The sequence below is a fragment of the Streptomyces sp. NPDC032198 genome, assembly GCF_040636975.1.
Taxonomy (GTDB): Bacteria; Actinomycetota; Actinomycetes; order Streptomycetales; family Streptomycetaceae; genus Streptomyces.
Map to the genome: position 1 here is coordinate 499,775 of NZ_JBEZVL010000004.1, position 19,273 is coordinate 519,047.

The 19,273-nt window shown below is 72.1% G+C and carries 18 protein-coding genes; 10 read left to right on the top strand and 8 right to left on the bottom strand.

What is annotated here, in order from left to right; genetic code table 11:
• Positions 1 to 94 precede the first annotated feature (94 nt).
• Complete coding sequence (locus AB0E78_RS13370) at positions 95 to 1,498, top strand: amidase (protein ID WP_361831513.1); 1,404 nt, start codon at positions 95 to 97, stop codon at positions 1,496 to 1,498.
• Here AB0E78_RS13370 and AB0E78_RS13375 read toward each other — a convergent pair.
• Positions 1,495 to 2,553, bottom strand: a complete 1,059-nt coding sequence (locus AB0E78_RS13375) for a glycosyl hydrolase family 18 protein (protein WP_361831515.1) — start codon at positions 2,551 to 2,553, stop codon at positions 1,495 to 1,497. The genes AB0E78_RS13370 and AB0E78_RS13375 overlap by 4 nt on opposite strands.
• 71 nt (positions 2,554 to 2,624) lie before the next feature.
• On the opposite strand from AB0E78_RS13375, the gene AB0E78_RS13380 reads away from it, so the two are divergent.
• Positions 2,625 to 3,083 (top strand): type II toxin-antitoxin system PemK/MazF family toxin, encoded by a 459-nt coding sequence (locus AB0E78_RS13380; protein ID WP_361831517.1) that lies wholly within the window; start codon positions 2,625 to 2,627, stop codon positions 3,081 to 3,083.
• Positions 3,084 to 3,086: 3 nt separating this feature from the next.
• Here AB0E78_RS13380 and AB0E78_RS13385 read toward each other — a convergent pair whose 3' ends face one another.
• On the bottom strand, positions 3,087 to 3,944 hold the full coding sequence (locus AB0E78_RS13385) for a TIGR02452 family protein (protein WP_361831519.1): 858 nt from the start codon (positions 3,942 to 3,944) through the stop codon (positions 3,087 to 3,089).
• A gap of 260 nt (positions 3,945 to 4,204) precedes the next feature.
• Between AB0E78_RS13385 and egtA the strand changes: the two genes are divergently transcribed.
• The 4 genes from egtA to egtD are packed head-to-tail and all read left to right on the top strand — an operon-like array spanning position 4,205 to position 8,587.
• The gene (gene egtA, locus AB0E78_RS13390) at positions 4,205 to 5,548 is read left to right on the top strand and encodes an ergothioneine biosynthesis glutamate--cysteine ligase EgtA (protein WP_361831521.1); all 1,344 of its coding nucleotides are present in this window, start codon (positions 4,205 to 4,207) and stop codon (positions 5,546 to 5,548) included.
• Positions 5,545 to 6,873 carry an ergothioneine biosynthesis protein EgtB gene (gene egtB / locus AB0E78_RS13395; protein WP_361831523.1) on the top strand — a complete coding sequence of 443 codons (1,329 nt, stop codon included), beginning with the start codon at positions 5,545 to 5,547 and terminating at the stop codon, positions 6,871 to 6,873. Before egtA ends, egtB begins: the two co-directional genes overlap by 4 nt.
• Entirely contained in the window at positions 6,873 to 7,628 is a 756-nt protein-coding gene (egtC, locus tag AB0E78_RS13400; RefSeq protein WP_361831525.1) for an ergothioneine biosynthesis protein EgtC, read from the top strand. Before egtB ends, egtC begins: the two co-directional genes overlap by 1 nt.
• Positions 7,625 to 8,587, top strand: a complete 963-nt coding sequence (gene egtD / locus AB0E78_RS13405; protein ID WP_361831527.1) for an L-histidine N(alpha)-methyltransferase — start codon at positions 7,625 to 7,627, stop codon at positions 8,585 to 8,587. The genes egtC and egtD overlap by 4 nt, the downstream gene beginning before the upstream one ends.
• Positions 8,588 to 8,609: 22 nt before the next feature.
• Here the strand turns inward: egtD and AB0E78_RS13410 are convergent, their stop codons facing one another.
• A complete protein-coding gene (locus AB0E78_RS13410) occupies positions 8,610 to 9,863 on the bottom strand; it encodes an extracellular solute-binding protein (RefSeq protein ID WP_361831776.1) in 1,254 nt (417 codons plus the stop codon).
• 237 nt (positions 9,864 to 10,100) lie between these two features.
• On the opposite strand from AB0E78_RS13410, the gene AB0E78_RS13415 reads away from it, so the two are divergent.
• A complete protein-coding gene (locus AB0E78_RS13415) occupies positions 10,101 to 10,322 on the top strand; it encodes a dodecin (RefSeq protein WP_361831529.1) in 222 nt (73 codons plus the stop codon).
• 15 nt (positions 10,323 to 10,337) lie between these two features.
• On the opposite strand, the gene AB0E78_RS13420 is transcribed toward AB0E78_RS13415, so the two are convergent.
• Positions 10,338 to 10,745, bottom strand: coding sequence for a hypothetical protein (locus AB0E78_RS13420; RefSeq protein WP_361831531.1), 408 nt, complete (start codon positions 10,743 to 10,745; stop codon positions 10,338 to 10,340).
• Here AB0E78_RS13420 and AB0E78_RS13425 point away from each other — a divergent pair.
• The 3 genes from AB0E78_RS13425 to AB0E78_RS13435 all read left to right on the top strand — a co-directional run bounded on the left by AB0E78_RS13425 (position 10,744) and on the right by AB0E78_RS13435 (position 15,219).
• The gene (locus AB0E78_RS13425; RefSeq protein WP_361831533.1) at positions 10,744 to 11,778 is read left to right on the top strand and encodes an LLM class flavin-dependent oxidoreductase; all 1,035 of its coding nucleotides are present in this window, start codon (positions 10,744 to 10,746) and stop codon (positions 11,776 to 11,778) included. The two genes, AB0E78_RS13420 and AB0E78_RS13425, sit on opposite strands and share 2 nt — an antisense overlap.
• A 40-nt stretch (positions 11,779 to 11,818) precedes the next feature.
• Positions 11,819 to 14,164 carry an excinuclease ABC subunit UvrA gene (locus AB0E78_RS13430; protein ID WP_361831535.1) on the top strand — a complete coding sequence of 782 codons (2,346 nt, stop codon included), beginning with the start codon at positions 11,819 to 11,821 and terminating at the stop codon, positions 14,162 to 14,164.
• Positions 14,165 to 14,349: 185 nt separating this feature from the next.
• Positions 14,350 to 15,219: a glycoside hydrolase family 16 protein gene (locus tag AB0E78_RS13435; RefSeq protein ID WP_361831537.1), complete on the top strand. Its 870-nt coding sequence runs from the start codon at positions 14,350 to 14,352 to the stop codon at positions 15,217 to 15,219.
• Between the two features lie 10 nt (positions 15,220 to 15,229).
• Here AB0E78_RS13435 and AB0E78_RS13440 read toward each other — a convergent pair whose 3' ends face one another.
• The 4 genes from AB0E78_RS13440 to AB0E78_RS13455 all read right to left on the bottom strand — a co-directional run bounded on the left by AB0E78_RS13440 (position 15,230) and on the right by AB0E78_RS13455 (position 19,150).
• Entirely contained in the window at positions 15,230 to 16,735 is a 1,506-nt protein-coding gene (locus tag AB0E78_RS13440) for an FGGY-family carbohydrate kinase (RefSeq protein WP_361831539.1), read from the bottom strand.
• Between the two features lie 2 nt (positions 16,736 to 16,737).
• Entirely contained in the window at positions 16,738 to 17,532 is a 795-nt protein-coding gene (locus tag AB0E78_RS13445; RefSeq protein ID WP_361831541.1) for an SDR family oxidoreductase, read from the bottom strand.
• Positions 17,533 to 17,672: 140 nt separating this feature from the next.
• Positions 17,673 to 18,089, bottom strand: a complete 417-nt coding sequence (locus AB0E78_RS13450) for an SRPBCC family protein (protein ID WP_361831543.1) — start codon at positions 18,087 to 18,089, stop codon at positions 17,673 to 17,675.
• Positions 18,090 to 18,139: 50 nt separating this feature from the next.
• A complete protein-coding gene (locus tag AB0E78_RS13455; protein WP_361831545.1) occupies positions 18,140 to 19,150 on the bottom strand; it encodes an aldo/keto reductase in 1,011 nt (336 codons plus the stop codon).
• Positions 19,151 to 19,273 lie beyond the last annotated feature (123 nt).

The window sequence follows — 19,273 nt, forward strand, 5'->3', positions numbered from 1 at the left end:
CCGTGCGCGGCGTGAACTGCCCTGCCCCCGTACCGCGTTCCTCCGGCGCCGGTTAGCGTGCGTGCACCTGTCCGTCGATCAAAGGTGCCCCCACATGACTGTCGACCGTGCCGATGGCCTCGCGCGCACCGCTCGCGCGCTGGCCGACGGAGAAGTGTCCTCGCGTGCGCTGACGGAGCGCACGCTGGCGCGGATCGAGGCCTCGCAGCCCGTGCTCAACGCCTTCAAGCTGGTGCGGGCCGAGGCCGCGCTCGCCGAAGCGGATGCCGCGGACCGGGAGTTGGCGGCCGGCGGTTCGGGGCGGCCGCTGCTCGGTGTGCCGCTCGCCGTGAAGGACGACACCGACATAACGGGCGAGCCGACCGCGTTCGGCTGCCGGGGTGACTTTCCGCCGAAGACCGAGGACGCCGAGTCGGTGCGCCGGCTGCGGACGGCCGGCGCCGTGATCGTCGGCAAGACCAACACCTGCGAGCTGGGGCAGTGGCCCTTCACTGAGGGTCCCGGCTTCGGGGACACCCGCAATCCGTGGCACACCGGACACACTCCCGGCGGTTCGTCGGGCGGCTCGGCGGCCGCGGTCGCCGCGGGCCTCGTCCCCGCAGCGCTCGGCTCGGACGGCGCGGGCTCGGTGCGCATCCCCGCCGCCTGGACCCACCTCGTCGGGATCAAGCCGCAGCGTGGCCGCATCTCGACCTGGCCCTGGCCCGAGTCCTTCAACGGCATCACCGTCAACGGCCCGCTCGCCAGGACCGTCGCCGACGCGGCCCTGCTGCTCGACGCGGCGAGCGGCAACCACAGCGGTGACCTGCACCAGCCGCCCGCCATCAGCGCCACGGACGCGGCGACCCGCGAGCCTGGGCGGCTGCGGATCGCCCTCTCGCTGCGCATGCCGTTCACCGCGACCCCCAAGCGCCTGCACCCCCTCGTGCGCCGGAAGGTCTACGTCCTGGCGGACCGCCTCGCCGCGCTCGGCCACGACGTGGAGGAGGCCGACCCTCGCTACGGCCAGATAGGCCTCGACTTCGTGCCGCGCGCCACGGCGGGCATCACCGAATGGGCCCGCGAGATCCCCCAGCCGCACCTCCTCGACCCGCGTACCAAGGAGGCGGCCCGCCTGGGGCGCGTGCTCGGCGGCGCCCCGCTGCGCCTGGCCCGCCGCGCGGAAGCTGCCCTGCACCGGCGGGTCGGCGCGATCTTCTCGACGTACGACGTCGTCCTCACCCCCACCACCGCCACTCCCCCGCCGCGGATCGGCAGCATGGCCGCCCTCAGCGGCTGGCGCACCGACCAGGCCATGATCGCCGCCTGCCCCTACGCGTGGACGTGGAACGTGCTGGGCTGGCCCGGCGTCAACGTGCCCGCGGGCAAGGCGGACGGCGGCCTTCCGGTCGGCGCGCAGCTCCTTGGGCCCGCCGGCGCCGAGCCGCTCCTGATATCGCTCGCCGCACAGCTGGAGGCGGACCAGCGGTGGTACGAGCAGTGGCCGCAGGCCGTCTAACCGGTTGCCAGCGTGCGCCACACCGCCGGGTCCTCGAAGCCGAGGGCCCACAGGACGGTGTGGCGCACGCCGTACTTCCGCAGGACGGGCAGGTGCGCGGCCGTCCCGCGCGCGTCCTGGTACCAGACCGTGCGGCTCTTGCCGCCCTCCTTGTACGTGAAGTGGGGCGTGCCCGACTCGGGGTCGATGCCGTAGGGCGCGCCGACCCGGCGGCGCAGGGCCTCGGCCTCCTTCCAGGTGACGTGCCGGGCGCGGTCGCCGCTGCCGACCTGCCAGTCCCAGCCGTAGCCGGGCAGGCCCATCTCCAGCTTGGCGGCCGGGACTTCGGCGGTGGCGCGGCGCAGGATCTCCTCGTACCAGGCGGGCGACGAGAGCGGGCCGGGTGAGCCGGAGGCCCAGTGCTGGTCGTAGGCCATGATGCGCAACCGGTCGGCGGCGGCGCCCAGTCGGCGGTAGTCCCAGACGCGCCCGCTGATCCGCGTCTTCGGCGACACGGTGATCAGGCACTGCTTGCGCAGCGCGTGGAGCCGCGCGCACAGGTCGGTGACCATCGTCGCGTAGCCCGCCCCCACCTTCTTGTAGGCGGCGTCCCCGGTGGGCGCGATGCTCTCGTAGTCCAGGTCGATGCCGTCGTACGAACGGCTGCGCACGATCTTCAGGAGCGCGGCGATGTGTTCGGCGCGGCGCGCCTTGTCCGTGACGATCGCCGCGAGCGCTCCGGGCCGCATCCGTTCCATGACGGTCGGCACGACCTTGATGCCCGCCCTGTGGAGTCCGTCGATGACGCGGCGCGAGCCCGCCCCGGTGTGGCCCGCCACGCTGCCGGCCGATTTCGCCTCGTACCAGAAGGGGCTGACGGTGTGTAGCTGGGCGGCGTGGCGCAGGGCGTCCTGGTACGCGGTCTCCTGGCCCCAGTAGGGGAGCCAGCCGGAGACGGTGCGCGGCGGCGGCACGGATCGGTCGGCGGACTGGGGGAGCGTCGGGGCAAGTGCCGTGCCACAGAGGGCGAGGACGGCGATGACCCGGGCTCGGCTGAGGTGTCGTCGGTGCGCCATGGACCGAGCCTGCGGCCCATCGCGCGGACCCGCCCTGCGGGTTGGGCCAGACAGGTTCTACGGTGGCCCGCGTGACTGCCAACACCGATGACCAGCAGATGTCCGAGCATCCGGGCCGCATGGGCCCCGCCGCGACCACCGAGGCCGAGCCCCGTGAGGTCGGCCGGGTCCAGACGACGTACGCCCCCGCCCATGACGGCGATCCCGACCCCGGCGAGATCGTCTGGACGTGGGTGCCCTACGAGGAGAACGACGGGCGCGGCAAGGACCGTCCCGTCCTGGTCGTCGCCCGCGAGGCGCGCGGCACGCTGCTCGCGGTGCAGCTCTCCAGCAAGCAGCACGCCAATGATGGGGAGTGGGTGCCGATCGGCAGCGGTCCCTGGGACCGCGAGGGCCGTGAATCCTGGGTCGCCATCGACCGGGTCCTTCGGGTGCACGACGCGGGCATGCGGCGCGAGGCGTGCGCGCTCGACCGGATGCGGTTCAACCTGGTCGTGCGGCGGCTCCAGGAGCGCTACGGCTGGCGGTAGCCCCTAGGCGGGCCGAGCCGCGCCCTTGAACCCCGCCCCGAACGCCTCCTCGAAGGCGGCCCGCGTCACCGCGCCGCGCGTACGGTCGAGCACCCCGAACACGACGTGCTCGAAGTGCCCGTGGAACCGGCCGCCTTCGTCGAGCGGCACCCGGAACGCGTCCGCCACCTGGACGGGATCGTTCTGGAAGACGCCGCAGCCCCACGCGCCGAGCACGAGCCGCCGATAGCCGCAGGCCACCGCGGTCTCCAGGACCCGCTCCGCGCGCCGGGCCAGGGCGGACGGCAGATCGGCGGCGCGCTCCGGGGTCTGGCGCAGCACGACGCCCGCGTTCGGCGCCGCCGAGGTCAGGAAGCCGACCCTGTACGCCGCGTCGAGGAGCTGCCCCCGGTCGTCGCGGAAGACCGGCACGGCCGGGGAGTGGATCACGCGGTCCGTGTAGAACGGGTCGCGGTGGGCGCGGTGGTGGTCGTAGAACTCCCTGGCCGACCGCACGCAGGTGTACAGCGCCGACGCCCGGCACAGCGCCTCCTCCTGCGCCTGGGCACCGTTCAGATAGCCGCCGCCGGGATTGCGTGCCGAGGAGAAGTTCAGAACGGCCACCGGGCCCCCTTCCCCGCCCGTCAGGCGGCGCGCGGCCTCCAAGCTGCTCTCGCCGGTGACCTCGACTACCGTGGAGGTCAGCTCGGGCGGCGTCACGGGAGCCACGTCCAGGGCCGCCGGACCGAACATCCGCGTGCCGGAGCGCGCGGCGTCCACCGCATCCGCGATCACCACCTCGCGGCCACCCGGAGCGGCGTACCACCCCGCCGCCACGATGTCCTCGGTCCGCGTCGCTATGCCACGCAGTCGCGCACTCATGCCCGCTCCCCCGTTCCGCTCACTGCTGTCCTGTCCCCCATCTCGCACATGAACGCATCGTGAGCTCTCGGCGTCCCCCGCCGCAACAGAATTCGATGGCACCAACTTGGCCTCAGGGGCACTCTTGTGCGATTGGCCGCCAGGGTCTTGGGTGGTACGAGCGCTGCCGACCCAGACCGGCCCGATCGACCCCCATATCGGGTTGACCGAGTGGTCCACAACCGCTGGACCAGGCAGAACTTGAACAGGAGGACCCCTGCATGCCCGAGGGCGAGTGTACGACCTACCGCGCGAAGTACGGCACCGCGGTATCCGAGTCCGAAGCGGAGGCGCTGGTCACCGGCATCTGCTTCAAGACCGGACCGCCTCGTGTCACCGGTGTCGAACTGGAATGGCTGATCCACGAGCCGCACCGGCTCCATCTGCCCGTCTCCCCCGCCCGCCTGGAAGCGGCCTACGCCGCACTGCGGGCCCTGCCCCTGCACTCCCTGATCACCGTCGAACCAGGCGGCCAGCTGGAGCTCAGCTCGCTCCCCGCCGCCTCGCTCATGGAGTGCGTATCCGCCGTATCGGCCGATCTCTCCCTGGTACGCGACCGCCTTGCCACCCTGGATCTGACGCTCACCGGACTCGGTGCCGATCCCTGGCGCCCGCCGTCCCGCATCCTGCACCGCCCGCGCTATGACGCGATGGAGCGCTATCTCGACCGCACCGGCCCCGCGGGCCGCCGCATGATGTGCTCCACCGCATCCGTGCAGATCTGCCTGGACGCGGGGCACGAGGAGCCCGGCCCGCTCGGCTACGGACGGCGCTGGCGGCTCTCCCACCTGCTGGGCCCCGTACTGGTCGCCGCATTCGCCAACTCGCCGATCCAGGACGGGCGTTCCACCGGCTGGCGCTCCACGCGGCAGGCCGTGTGGGCGTCGATCGATCCGGGCACGTCCGGCGCACCGCCGCTGGACGCGGAGCCCCGGAAGGCCTGGGCGCGGCACGCGCTGGACGCCCCGGTGATGTTCATCCGGGGTGTCGACGAGGAAGACGGCGACGACGAGACGCCCTGGGCCGTCCCGGAGGGGCTGACGTTTCGCACCTGGACCCGCTCGGGCGGCCCGCGCCCGCCCACACGCGACGACCTCGACTACCACCTGACCACGCTGTTCCCGCCCGTACGCCCGCGCGGCCACCTGGAGCTGCGGATGGTCGACGCCCAGCCGGGCCGGCACGGCTGGATCGTGCCGCTGGCGGTGACGAGCGCCCTGTTCGACGATCCGCAGGCCGCCGAGACCGCCTACCGCACCGTGAAGCCGCTGGCCGAGCGCGCCTGCCCGCCCGGCGCGCCCGCGGCGCCGCGCAGCCCGCTGTGGCTGGACGCGGCCCGGCACGGGCTCGCCGACCCGGAGCTGCGGGAGGCCGCGGCCGTGTGTTTCGCGGCCGCCGCCGACGCGCTGCCCCGGATGGGCGCGAGCACCGAGGTGTGCGACGCGGTCGCCGCGTACGCCGAGCGGTATGTCGCGCGGGGCCGCTGCCCGGCGGACGACCTGCTCGACGGGCACCTGGCAGGCCACACCTACGATCACGAGCACGAGAAGGGCATCCTCCGATGACCGGAACAGTCAGCGACCCCGATGCGCTTCGACAGCGCGCCCTGACGGCGCTCCTCGCCGCCCGGGACCGCACCTCACTCCTCACCACGTGCGTCGAGGAACCCGAACTGACCGCGCAGCACTCGCCGTTGATGTCGCCCCTCGTCTGGGACCTGGCGCACATCGGAAACCAGGAGGAGCTGTGGCTGCTGCGGGCGGTGGCGGGCCGTGATGCCATGCGGCCCGAGATCGACGGCCTGTACGACGCCTTCGAGCACCCCCGCTCCGAGCGGCCGAGCCTGCCGCTGCTGGCCCCCGTCGAGGCCCGCCGCTACGCGGCCGAGGTGCGCGGGCGCGCGCTCGACGTCCTGGAGAGCACGCCGCTCCGCGGTTCCCCGCTGACCGACGCGGGCTTCGCGTTCGGCATGATCGCGCAGCACGAACAGCAGCACGACGAGACGATGCTGATCACCCATCAGCTGCGCTCGGGCCCCACGGCGCTCACGGCGCCGGATCCCGCGCCCGCCCCGGCGTTCAGCGGTCCGGCCGAAGTCCTCGTGCCGGGCGGCCCGTTCACGATGGGCACGTCCACCGAGCCGTGGGCACTGGACAACGAACGTCCGGCGCACCACCGTCTCGTGCCGTCGTTCCACATCGACACGACGCCGGTGAGCAACGCCGACTACCAGCGCTTCATCGCCGACGGCGGCTATGAGGAGCAGCGGTGGTGGGCCCCGGCGGGCTGGGACATGGTCCGCGGCAACGGGCTCTCGGCTCCGCTGTTCTGGCGCCGGGAAGGCGGCCAGTGGCTGCGCCGCCACTTCGGGACCGTCGAAGTCGTTCCGCCCGACGAGCCGGTGCTGCACGTCAGTTGGTACGAGGCGGACGCGTACGCCCGGTGGGCGGGCCGGCGGCTGCCCAGCGAGGAGGAGTGGGAGAAGGCCGCCCGGTACGACCCGGCCACCGACCGCTCGATGCGCTACCCGTGGGGCGACGCGGACCCCACGCCCGAGCGTGCCAACCTGGGCCAGCGGCATCTCCGCCCGGCGCCCGTCGGCAGCTATCCCGCCGGTGAATCCCCGCTCGGCGTACGCCAGTTGATCGGCGACGTGTGGGAGTGGACCTCCAGCGACTTCCTGCCGTATCCGGGGTTCGCCGCCTTCCCCTACCGCGAGTACTCGGACGTCTTCTTCGGCGGCGACCACAAGGTGCTGCGCGGCGGGGCGTTCTCCGTGGACGAGGTGGCCTGCCGGGGCACGTTCCGCAACTGGGACCACCCGGTCCGGCGGCAGATCTTCTCCGGGTTCCGCACCGCACGCGACGCGGATCCGACGGAGGCTCCCTGATGTGCCGTCATCTGGCGTTCCTGGGGCCCGAGGAGCCGCTGGGCAAGCTCCTCGTGGACCCCTTGCACAGCCTGTTCCGCCAGTCATGGGCGCCTCGGCAGCAGCGCCACGGCACGGTCAACGCCGACGGGTTCGGGGTGGGCTGGTACGCCGGGGACGACCCGGCGCCCGCTCGCTACCGCCGTTCCGGGCCGATCTGGGGCGACCAGTCCTTCGCGGACCTGGCCCGGGTCGTGCGGTCCGGTGCGCTGCTCGCCGCGGTGCGTGACGCCACCGAGGCGGGCGCGGACGGCGAGGCCGCGGCGGCGCCGTTCGCCGCCGGGACCTGGCTGTTCAGCCACAACGGCGCGGTCACGGGCTGGCCCCGCTCGCTGGCCCCGGTGTCCCGCCTGCTGCCGCCCGAGGACCTCCTGTCCATGGAGGCGCGCTGCGACTCCGCCCTGGTGTGGGCGCTCGTCCTGCACCGGCTGCGCAGCGGCGACGACGAGGGCCAGGCCCTCGCCGACACCGTGGTCGAGGTCGCCGAGGCGGCCCCCGGATCACGCCTCAACCTGCTGCTCACCAACGGCGAGACGATCGCCGCGACCGCCTGGGGCGACACCCTCTGGTACCTCTCCGAACCGGGCCGTCGCACCGTCGTGGCATCCGAGCCCTACGACGACGATCCGCACTGGCGTCAGGTGCCCGACCGCACCCTGCTCGCCGCCAGCCGTACCGATGTCCTGCTGACCCCGCTCAAGGAGCCATCCGCGTGAGCCCGTTCCAGTTGACCCGCACCCTGCCCGAGGACACCACGGACGCCGCCCTGCGCGCCGATGTCCTGCACGGCCTCACCCGCACGCCCAAGACGCTGCCGCCCAAGTGGTTCTACGACGCGCGCGGCAGCGCGCTCTTCGACGAGATCACCACGCTGCCCGAGTACTACCCGACGCGCGCCGAGCGGGAGATCCTGCAGACCCGCGCCGCGGAGATCGCCGCGGCGACGGGCGCGCGCACGCTGATCGAGCTGGGCTCGGGCTCGTCGGAGAAGACCCGCCACCTGATCGACGCACTCGCGGACCTGCACACGTACGTGCCCGTGGACGTGAGCGAGAGCGCGTTGACCGGCGCCGCGAACACCCTGATCGCCTCACGCCCCTCGCTCAACGTGCACGCCCTGATCGCCGACTTCACCCGCGGCCTCGCCCTGCCGGGCACCCCGGGCCCGCGGCTCGTCGCCTTCCTGGGCGGCACGATCGGCAACCTGCTGCCCGCCGAGCGCACGGCGTTCCTGGCGTCGGTGCGCACCCTGCTCTCCCCCGGTGACGCGCTGCTGCTCGGCACGGACCTGGTGAAGGAGGAGTCGGTCCTCGTCTCGGCCTACGACGACGGGTCGGGCGTCACCGCCTCCTTCAACAAGAACGTCCTTGCCGTGATCAACCGTGAGCTGGGCGCGGACTTCGACCCCGAGGCGTTCTCGCACGTGGCCGTCTGGGACCGCGAGCACGAGTGGATCGAGATGCGTCTGCGCTCCCTGGCCGCCCAGACGGTGAAGATCCCGGCGCTCGACCTGGCGGTCGACTTCGACCGTCACGAGGAGATGCGCACCGAGATCTCGGCGAAGTTCCGCGAGGAGACGGTGCGGGCCGAGCTGTCCGCGGCGGATCTAAAGCTCACCCACTGGTGGACGGACGAGCGGGCGCGCTTCGCGCTGTCGCTGAGTGAGGCGCGTTAGGCAGGCCGGGGGCGCGTGACCGTCACGGCCCGCTGACGTCCAGCGTCTTGGTGATCCGGCGCGAGGCCGCCTCGGCCTCCGTCGCCGGATCACCTCCGGCGAGCACCTTCGACATGTACACCTTGATGGGGTTGTCCGCCTCCACCGCCGCCCACTTCGGCGAGGCCGGTGTCGCCCGGCCGCGTGCGGCGCCCGCGGCCATCGCGGCGACGCCCTCCTCGTCCGAGACGGCGGAGGCGAGGGTCGTCTTGTTCGGCACGTAGTTCATGGTCCGCGCCAGGTCTTTCTGCCACTTCTTGCCTGCGAGTGCCTCGATGACGGCGACCGCGCCCGCACGGTCGTCCGTCTTCCCGCGCACGACGAGGTCGGAGCCGCCGGTGAAGACGGCTCCCGGCTTCGCCGCCGTCTTGCCGGGGATCGGGAAGTAGCCGAGTTTCCCCTTCATCTTGGGGTTCGCCTCCTCGATGGCCCGCGCCGTCCCGGGCACGGCGACGATCTGCGCCACATCTCCCTTGGCGAAGACCCCGGCCTGCGGCGGATGCTCCTCGTCCGCGTCCCGCGGACCCTCGCCCAACGCCTGCAGCCGCTGGTAGAAGTCCATCCCCCGCAGGGCCGCGGGCGCGTGCAGGCTGCCCTCCCACACGCCTCTCGACCCCTTGGCCTCGGTGGCCAGTTCGCCGCCCTCGTCCCAGATGAATCCGGCCAGGGTGTACCAGTCCTGGCCCGCCAGGTAAATCCCCTGGCCGCCGCCGGAGTTGAGCCGCTCCGTGGCGTCGAGCCACTGGGCGCGGGTCTTCGGCGGCTCCTCGATCCCGGCCCGCGCGAAGAGGTCCTTGTTGTAGATGACGACGCGGTTGGCGGCGTACCAGGGGATGCCGTACTGACTGCCGTTGTAGCGGCCCGGCTCGGCCAGGCCCGGCAGCCAGTCCTTCATGCCGAGGTCGCGGGCGGACTCCAGGGTGAGGTCGTAGAGCCCGCCCTCGTCGACGTACTGGGCCACCTGCGTGTTGCCGACCTCGATGACGTCGGGCCCGTCCTCCGCCTTGAGCGCGGCCTTGACCTTGCCGCCGATGCCGGTCCACTCCTGGAGGCGTATCTCCAGGTCGATGTCGCCGTTCCGCTTCTCGAAGTCCGTGGTGAACCGCTTGATGAACTCCGGTGACGCGCTGCCCCGCATGAGCCACACGGTGACGGTCCGCCGCTCGTCCTCTCCGCCCGGCAGGACGCCGCAGCCGGGGAGCAGCACGGTGGCGGCGAGAGCGAGGGTCAGGGACATGGCGACGCGGCGGTGCGGTTTCACGTGGGTCACTTTCTGCCTGCGGACAGGGGAAGGTCGGCCCGACGCGGGGGGTGAGCTGATGGCTCGAACGGGTATGTCTGGATTTTGGTCTGTACCAATGAGTCGGTCAAGGCCTTGCGCCCACCGTCTCGCGCACCGCCGCGTGGTGGGGCACGGTGGAGTGACGTCACCCCACAGCTGTGAGGTCACCACACGGCGGAGAGGAACAGCCTCATGTCCGACCACACCTACCGGGTCACCGAGATCGTCGGCACCTCGCACGAAGGAGTCGACCAGGCCATCCGCAACGGCATCGCCCGCGCCTCGCAGACGCTGCGCTCGCTGGACTGGTTCGAGGTCACCCAGGTGCGAGGCCACATCGAGAACGGCGAGATCGAGCACTACCAGGTGGGCCTGAAGGTCGGGTTCCGCCTCGACGACGGCGACAGCGCCTGACCCCGGCGCCGGGCCTCACGTTCGCCCCTCACGCTCCTGAGCGTCCTTGAGAGCGGCGGACGCGCTCGCCCAGCGTGCCCGTACGACCGTGAAGCCCGCCCGCTCCGCCTCGTCGCACACCAGCTCGTCGTCGTCCACCAGCATCCGGACCTCGCGGGGCCGGGAGATCTTCCGCAGGATCTCCGGCTTGGTACGGCGGGCGGGCCGCCGGTCGTCGTTGCGGCGCATCCAGACGCGCCCCGCCGGAAGCCCTTGGGCGGCCAGCCACGCCACGGTGTCCTGGCGGCACCGCTCGGGCCTGCCCGTGAGGTGGACGACCTCGCACTCCCGCGCACTCTCCAGGGCGAGCGCCACGAATAGCCGCCCCCTGGCCTCCGCGGCGACCAAAATCACTTTGCCCGCGTCCCGAACCTCACGGATCATGGAGAGTGCAGCGCAGGCGAAGGGATCTCGTGTGGAAACGACCCGGTTCTCCGTCCTCGACCGTTCCCGCACCCGTGAGGGGCACGACGGCCCCGAGGCCCTGCGCGACACCGTGCGCCTGGCCCAGGAGCTCGAAGCGCTCGGATACCACCGCCTCTGGGTGTCGGAGCACCACGCGGTACCGGGCGTCGCGGGCTCAGCGCCGACCGTGCTCGCCGCGGCGGTCGCCGCCGCGACACGCACCATCCGGGTCGGCACGGGCGGCGTGATGCTGCCGAACCACCAACCCCTCATCGTCGCCGAGCAGTTCGGGGTTCTCGAAGCGCTCTTCCCCGGGCGCATCGACATGGGGCTCGGCCGCTCGGTGGGGTTCACCGACGGGGTGCGCAAGGCCCTGGGCCGGGACAAGCACGACGCCGAGGACTTCGCGGCGCAGCTCACCGAGCTCCTCGGCTGGTTCCGCGGCACGTCGGACACCGGAGCGCACGCCCGCCCCAGCGAGGGCATGACCGTCCCGCCGTTCGTCCTGGCCATCGGCGAGGGCGCCACCATCGCGGCACGAGCCGGGCTTCCCATGGTCATCGGCGACATCAAAAGCCGCGACAAGATGCTCCGCGGCATCGAGCACTACCGCGCCTCCTTCCGCCCCTCGGAGTGGTCGAGCGAGCCGTACGTGGTCGTCTCGGGCACGATCGCCGTCGCCGCGACCCCCGAGGAAGCCCGCCGCCTGCTGATACCGGAAGCCTGGTCGATGGCGTATTCACGCACCCACGGCACCTTCCCGCCCCTGCCGCCGGCGGAGCGCGTCGAGTCACCGGCGATGACGATGACCGAGAAGGAGCGCGGCTTCTACGAATCCGGTCTCGCCGGTCACATCCACGGCACGGAGGAACAGGTGGCCGACGAGCTCGAAACGCTGGTCAAGGAGAGCGGCGCACAAGAAGTGCTGGTCACGACCAGTACGTACGACCGTGAGCGCCTCCTCGACTCCTTCCGGCGCCTGGCCCGGGTCGCGGGTCTGGCCGGGACCTAGAATCGTGGGGTTTGCCCCCGAGCCGCGTACGGAGTCCCCCATGCACAGCCCCCACGATCCGTTCGTACGTGTCCGGGGTGCCCGCGAGCACAATCTCCGGGACGTCGACGTGGACGTCCCGCGTGACGTCCTTGCGGTCTTCACCGGTGTCTCGGGGTCGGGGAAGTCGTCCCTCGCCTTCGGGACGATCTACGCGGAGGCCCAGCGCCGCTACTTCGAGTCCGTCGCCCCGTACGCCAGGCGGCTGATCCATCAGGTGGGGGCGCCGAAGGTCGGGGAGATCACCGGCCTGCCACCGGCGGTCTCGCTCCAGCAGCGCCGCTCGGCGCCCACGTCGCGCTCCTCGGTGGGCACGGTCACGAACCTGTCGAACTCCCTGCGCATGCTGTTCTCCCGCGCCGGCACCTATCCCGAGGGCGCCGAGCGGCTCGACTCGGACGCCTTCTCGCCGAACACCGCCGCCGGGGCCTGCCCCCAGTGCCACGGCCTGGGCCGGGTGCACGGCACGACCGAGGAGCTCCTGGTCCCCGATCCGTCCCTCTCCATCCGCGAGGGCGCGATCGCGGCCTGGCCCGGTGCCTGGCAGGGCAAGAACCTCCGCGACGTCCTGGACGCCCTCGGGTACGACGTCGACCGGCCCTGGCGCGAGCTGCCGCAGGCGGACCGGGACTGGATCCTGTTCACGGACGAGCAGCCGGTGGTGACGGTGCATCCGGTGCGGGACGCGGACCGCATCCAACGCCCGTACCAGGGCACGTACATGAGTGCCCGGCGCTATGTGCTGAAGACGTTCTCGGACTCCAAGAGCCAGACGCTGCGTGCCAAGGCCGAGCGGTTCCTGGCGAGCGCCGACTGCCCGGCGTGCGGCGGCAGCAGGCTGCGCCCGGAGGCGATGGCGGTCACGTTCGCGGGCCGCACGATCGCCGATCTCGCCGCGCTGCCCCTGTCGGAGCTCGCCAAGTCCCTGGAGAGTGCGGCGGGTTCGGAGGCGGCCCGGGTCCTGGCCGCCGACCTGCTCGCCCGCATCGCCACGATCACCGAGCTGGGCCTCGGCTATCTGAGCCCGGACCGCGCCACGCCCACCCTCTCGACGGGCGAGCTGCAGCGGCTGCGCCTTGCGACCCAGCTCCGCTCGGGGCTCTTCGGCGTGGTGTACGTCCTGGACGAACCGTCGGCCGGTCTGCACCCGGCGGACACGGAGTCCCTGCTCACCGTCCTGGACCGGCTCAAGGCCGCGGGGAACTCGGTCTTCGTCGTGGAGCACCATCTCGACGTCATGCGCCACGCGGACTGGCTCGTCGACGTGGGTCCTGACGCGGGTGAGCACGGCGGGCAGGTGCTGCACAGCGGCCCGGTCGCGGATCTGGAGGCCGTCACGGAGTCCGCGACGGCCCGTTTCCTCTTCGGCCGTGCGGCCGCCGGGCCACGCGAGGTGCGCGTCCCGCGCGGCTGGCTGAAGGTCGGGCCTGTGACGCGGCACAACCTGCGCGACGTGACGGCCGAGTTCCCGCTCGGCGCCTTCACCGCGGTCACCGGCGTCTCCGGCTCGGGCAAGTCCACGCTCATCGGCGAGGTCACCGAGGAACTGGACGGCGTGGGGCGCCTGGTGTGCGTCGACCAGAAGCCGATCGGCCGCACGCCCCGCTCGAACCTGGCCACTTACACCGGCCTCTTCGACGTCGTGCGCAAGGTTTTCGCGGCCACGGACGCGGCACGGAGCCGGGGATTCGGCGTCGGGCGTTTCTCGTTCAACGTCGCGGGCGGGCGGTGCGAGACCTGCCAGGGCGAGGGGTTCGTGAGCGTGGAGCTGCTCTTCCTGCCCAGTACGTACGCGCCGTGCCCCGACTGCGGGGGCGCGCGCTACAACCCCGAGACCCTCGAAGTGACGTACCAGGGACGGAACATCGCGGAGGTGCTCGATCTGACGGTGGAGGCCGCCGCGGAGTTCTTCGCGGACACGCCGGCCGTGGCCCGCAGCCTGCGGACCCTCCTCGACGTGGGCCTGGGCTATCTGCGCCTCGGGCAGCCCGCGACGGAGCTGTCGGGCGGCGAGGCCCAGCGCATCAAGCTGGCCAGCGAGCTGCAGCGGGTCCGGCGCGGTCACACGCTGTACCTCCTGGACGAGCCGACGACCGGCCTGCACCCGGCGGACGTCGAGGTCCTGATGCGCCAGCTGCACGGCCTGGTGGACGGGGGCCACTCGGTGGTGGTCGTCGAGCACGACATGGCGGTGGTGGCGGGCGCGGACTGGGTGATCGACCTGGGTCCGGGCGGCGGTGACGAGGGCGGACGTGTCGTCGCCTCGGGACCGCCCGCGGTGGTGGCGACGGCCGCGGGGAGCCGGACGGCGCCGTATCTGGCGCGGGCGGCGGCCGGGAGCCGGTGAGGTTGGTCCGCACCAACTCCTTGACTGCGCACCGGAGTCTGCCTTAAATCAAGTACTGAACAAAGCGTCGGGGTTGATCGCTCGTCGCGTTCAGTTCTCGACACCGGGTTGTCATGCGCATGCCCCACTACTCGGGACCTCCCAGCACCCCCCACTCCCTCGCCACCCCCACGTGAAGCGATGTGATGACAGTGCACACCTCTTGGCGCCGCCGCGCGGCGCTCTCCACGGCCGCCCTGGCCTGCTGTGCCACGGCCCTGGCCGGACTGCCCGCCGGAGCGTCGGCGGCCCCCTCCCCCACCGGTTCCGCCGCGGCCGCCACCTTCACCGACGACTTCAACGGGCCCGCCGGCTCGGCGGTCGACGGCGGCAAGTGGCAGGTCGAGACCGGCGACAACGTCAACAACCACGAGCGGCAGTACTACACCTCGGGCAACAAGAACGCCGCCCTGGACGGCCAGGGCAACCTGGTCATCACCGCCCGCAAGGAGAACCCGGGCAACTACCAGTGCTGGTACGGGCGTTGCGAGTACACCTCGGCCCGGCTCAACACCTCCGGCAAGTTCACGCAGACGTACGGCCATGTCGAGGCCCGGATGAAGATCCCGCGGGGCCAGGGCATATGGCCCGCGTTCTGGATGCTCGGCGCCGACATCGGCAGCGTGGGCTGGCCCCAGAGCGGTGAGATCGACGTCACGGAGAACGTCGGCTTCGAACCGGGGACCGTCCACGGCACCCTGCACGGGCCCGGCTACTCGGGCTCGGGCGGCGTCGGCGCGGGCTACACGCTGCCCGGCGGCGAGGCGTTCGCGGACAAGTTCCACACCTTCGCGGTGGACTGGTCACCGAACAAGGTCACCTGGTCCGTGGACGGCAACGTCTACCAGACCCGCACCCCGGCCGACGTCAGCGGCAAGCAGTGGGTCTTCGACAAGCCCTTCTTCCTGATCCTCAACCTGGCGGTCGGCGGCTACTGGCCCGGCGACCCGGACGGCAGCACGAGCTTCCCCCAGCAGCTCGTCGTCGACTACGTACACGTGACCACCAACAACTAGGCGGAGCAGCCTAGTTGAGCCGCGCCAGCAGGTGCGCGGCCTCGCGGGTCGCCGGATACAGGTCCAGGTAGAGCCCGTAGAGCCGGTCATAGACGGTCGAGGTGGTGGCGTCCGGAGCCACCACCTCGACCGTCGGGTTCCAGTGCGCGATATCGCCGGGCCCGGCGAGCCCGGCGCCGACCGCCGCGAGGAAGGCATCGCCATAGGCGGCTCCGACGGTGTGGCGCGGCAGGTGCTGCTCGCGTCCGGTCACGTCGGAGACGATCCGGGTCCACAGCGCACGGGCGCCACCACCGACCGCGACCAGGCGTTCGGCGGTGGCACCCGCCTCCGTCATGGCGGCGAGATTGTGCCGGACGCCGTACGCCGTGGCCTCCAGGGCGGCCCGGTAGAGGTGACCGCGGCCGTGCCGCAGCGTCAGGCCGTGCACGAGGCCCCGCGCGTCGGGGTCGAAGAGCGGGGTGCGCTCCCCCGCGAAGTACGGCAGCATCAGCAGCCCCTCGGCACCGGGCGGCAACTCCCCCGCTTCCGCCGTCAGTTGCTCGTACGAGCTGCCGGTGAGGTCACGCAGCCAGCCGGTGACCGCCCCCGACGTCGCCATCCCGGCGGCCAGGCAGTACGTGCCGGGGAACGCGCCCGCCGTGCCCCACAGGTGCGGGCTGGTCAGCGGCTCCGGCAGGATGCCGACCAGGAACATCGTCGTGCCGTACATGAGCATGAGATCGCCGGGAGCGGCGACGCCGACACCGGCCGCCTCCGCCCAGGCGTCGACCGTGCCCGCGACCACGGGGGTGCCCGCGGGAAGGCCGGTGAGGGCCTCGGCCCGCGGGGTCACGGCGCCGACGACATCGGACGGCCAGACCAGCTCGGGCCACTCAAGTCCGGGGGCGATCTCCTCGCAGCGCTCGCCGATCCACTCCCGGGCGGCCAGGTCGTACAGCGGAGTGCACTGGCTCGCCGAGTGGTGGTCGAGGACGTACCGGCCGGTGAGGCGGTGCACGAGGTACGAACTCGCCATGTACCAGCGGCGGGTGCGCCCATAGGCCGCCGGTTCGCGGCGGCGCAGCCAACCCAGCTTCGGGCCGATCGCCTGGCTGGTCAGGGGCGAGCCGCAGCGCCGGATGATGGCGTCGGGGCCGTAGCGCTCGTTCTGCTCGGTGATCTCGGCGCCGGCCCGGGTGTCGACGCCGTACAGGATGGCGGGGCGGACCGGCGTGTCCTTCTCGTCGACGGGGAGCAGGCAGGGTCCGATGCCGCTGACGCCGACCGCGGCGAGCGACTCGCCCGCGGGCATACCGGCCAGCAACTCCCGTGCCAGAGAACAGAATTCGGCCCACCACACGCCGTCCGCGTCGTGCTCGAACCAGCCGGGGTGCGGGGTGGACGTCGTGTGCTCGCGCTGCGCCCGGGCGACGAGCGTGCCGTCGGGGCGGACGAGGACACCCTTGGAGGAGGACGTCCCGATGTCGACGCCGAGCAGTAAGCCGGTGCGTGCCGGCTCGGTGGCGGAGGTCACGGCTACGGGACGATCGCGTCGACGTAGCCGCCGTCGACCCGCACGGCGCCACCCGTCGTGGCCGAGGCGAGCGGCGAGCTGAGATAGACCACCATGTTCGCGATCTCCTCCGGCTCGATGAGCCGCTGGATGAGGGACTGCGGGCGGTGCTTGACCATGAACTCGCGCTGCGCCTCGTCCCAGGGCAGTGCGGAGTCGACCAGCTCGTACACGAAGTCCTCCACGCCGCCGGTGTGCGTCGGGCCCGCGATCACGGAGTTGACGGTCACGCCCGAACCGGCGGCTTCCTTGGCGAAGCCCCGGGAGACCGCGAGGAGGGCGGTCTTCGAGGTGCCGTAGTGGATCATCTCGGCGGGGGTGACGATCGCCGAGTCGCTGGCGATGTTCTGGATCCGCCCCCAGGAGCGGTCCTTCATCCCGGGCAGGTAGTGCCGGATCATGCGGACGGCGGTCAGTACGTTGACCTCGAAGTAGCGGCGCCATTCGTCGTCGCTGATGTCGAGCGCCGGCTCCGCGCCGAAGATGCCCAGGTTGTTGACGAGGATGTCCGCCCGGGGGACGGCCGCGAAGACCTGCGCGGCACCCTCGTCGGTGGAGATGTCACCGGGAGCCGCGATGAACTCGGCGCCACCGTGCTCCTCCTTCAGCCGTTCGACGGCCTTGTCGACGGAGGCGGCGGACCGTCCGTTGACGGCGACCCGGGCCCCCGCCTTGGCCAGACCGACCGCGATGGCCGCCCCGATTCCCTGGGTCGATCCGGTGACGAGGGCGGTCTTGCCGGAGAGATCGACGAGCATGCTGCGTACCTCCTGCTGTGGTGTGACGGGGCGGGACCCGGCACGCGGGCCCGCCTTGCCCCCCGGCCCAGTAGATCATTCCGGGGGTCCGGGCGGCTGCGGATGCGCGTGCGGAACGCGACGGCGGATCCGGTGTCCGCTCAGGCGGCGAGGCTTTGCCTCAGGGCGGCGAGACCGTCGCTGAAGATGCCGTGGAACAGACTGATGACCTCTTCCTCCTCGGCACCCACCGGTGTGAAGACGCCGGACCACTCCACCCGCGACGCGTCCTGGCCGGGCATTTCGTGCACCGCGAGAGTGGCGACGTAGTCGGTGGCGGGGAAGGGGGCCTCGAGGATGGAGTAGCTGTACGTGCGCGCCTTCTCGTCGAAGGTCAGCAGGCGCTCGACGATGACGCCGCCGTCCTCGCTCGTGAGGCTGCGGACGCGGCCGCCCTCGCTGGATTCGCTGGCGGGGATGAACGGCAGCCAGTCGGGCAGCGAGTCGAAGCCGCCGATGAGCTGCCAGACACGGTCGGCCGGTACGGGGATCTCGATGGACGCGGAGGTGGAAGCCACGGTTGCTCCTTCAGAGGGGTACGGGGTGGTGGGCGGGGGGAGTTGGCGGGTCAGGCGGTGGGCACCGGCGCGTCGGCGGCGATCAACTGCTCCGCGCGCAGGTCCGCCCAGAACGCGGCCGGGACCTTCTCGCCGAGCGCGGCGACGTCCTCGGCGATGCGGCTCGGCCTGGTGGCGCCGGGGATCGCCGCCACCGTCGCCGGGTGGGCGAGGGAGAACTGCAGGGCGGCGGACTTGATGCCGACGCCGTGCCGCTCGGTGAGCGCCTTGATGCGCTCGACCTTGGCGACGATCTCCGCGGGCGCCTTCTGGTACTCGAAGTGCTGCCCGCCCGCGAGGATGCCCGAGCTGTAGGGCCCGCCCACGACGACGTCGACGTCCTGCGCGGCGGCGGCCGGCAGCAGGCGCTGGAGGGCGCGGTCGTGGTCGAGGAGGGTGTAGCGGCCCGCGAGGAGGAACGCGTCGGGCTTCGGCTCGTCCAGGTCGAGGGTGAGTTCGAGTGGCTCCACGCGGTTGACGCCAAGCCCCCAGGCCTTGATGACACCCTCGTCGCGCAGCCGGTCCAGGGTGCGGAAAGCGCCCGTACGGGCCTGCTCATAGGCGGCCAGCCATTCGTCTCCGTAGAAGTCCTGCGCGACATCATGCACCCACACGATGTCGAGCCGGTCCGTCCTGAGCCGCTTCAGGCTGTCCTCGACGGAGCGGAGGGTGGCGTCGGCCGTGTAGTCGTTGACGATCCTGTTGGGGCGGCCGTGCTCGAAGAGCCCGCCCTTCTCGCCGAGGTCGCGCGCGGCCGGGTCCTCGACCTCGTCCAGGATGACGCGGCCGACCTTCGTGCTCAGGACGTAGTCGTCGCGGGGCTGGCCCGCGAGGACGTCGCCGAGGCGGATCTCGGAGAGGCCCGCGCCGTAGAAGGGCGCGGTGTCGAAGTAGCGGATGCCCTGGTCCCAGGCGGCCTCGACGGTGGCCGCGGCCTCCTCGTCAGGGATGGCGCGGAACATGTTGCCGAGCGGGGCGGTGCCGAAGCCGAGCGCTCCGGGGAGGAGGGACTTGATGCTCATGAGGGGTCCTCGCGATGGTGAGTATCTGTTGGTGGGTATCTGGTACTTCCCGGCGGTTCGGGTGATCCGTCGGCCTTGCGAGTTCGAGGTTAGGATCGATGCTTGAGACTGTCCAAGACTCGC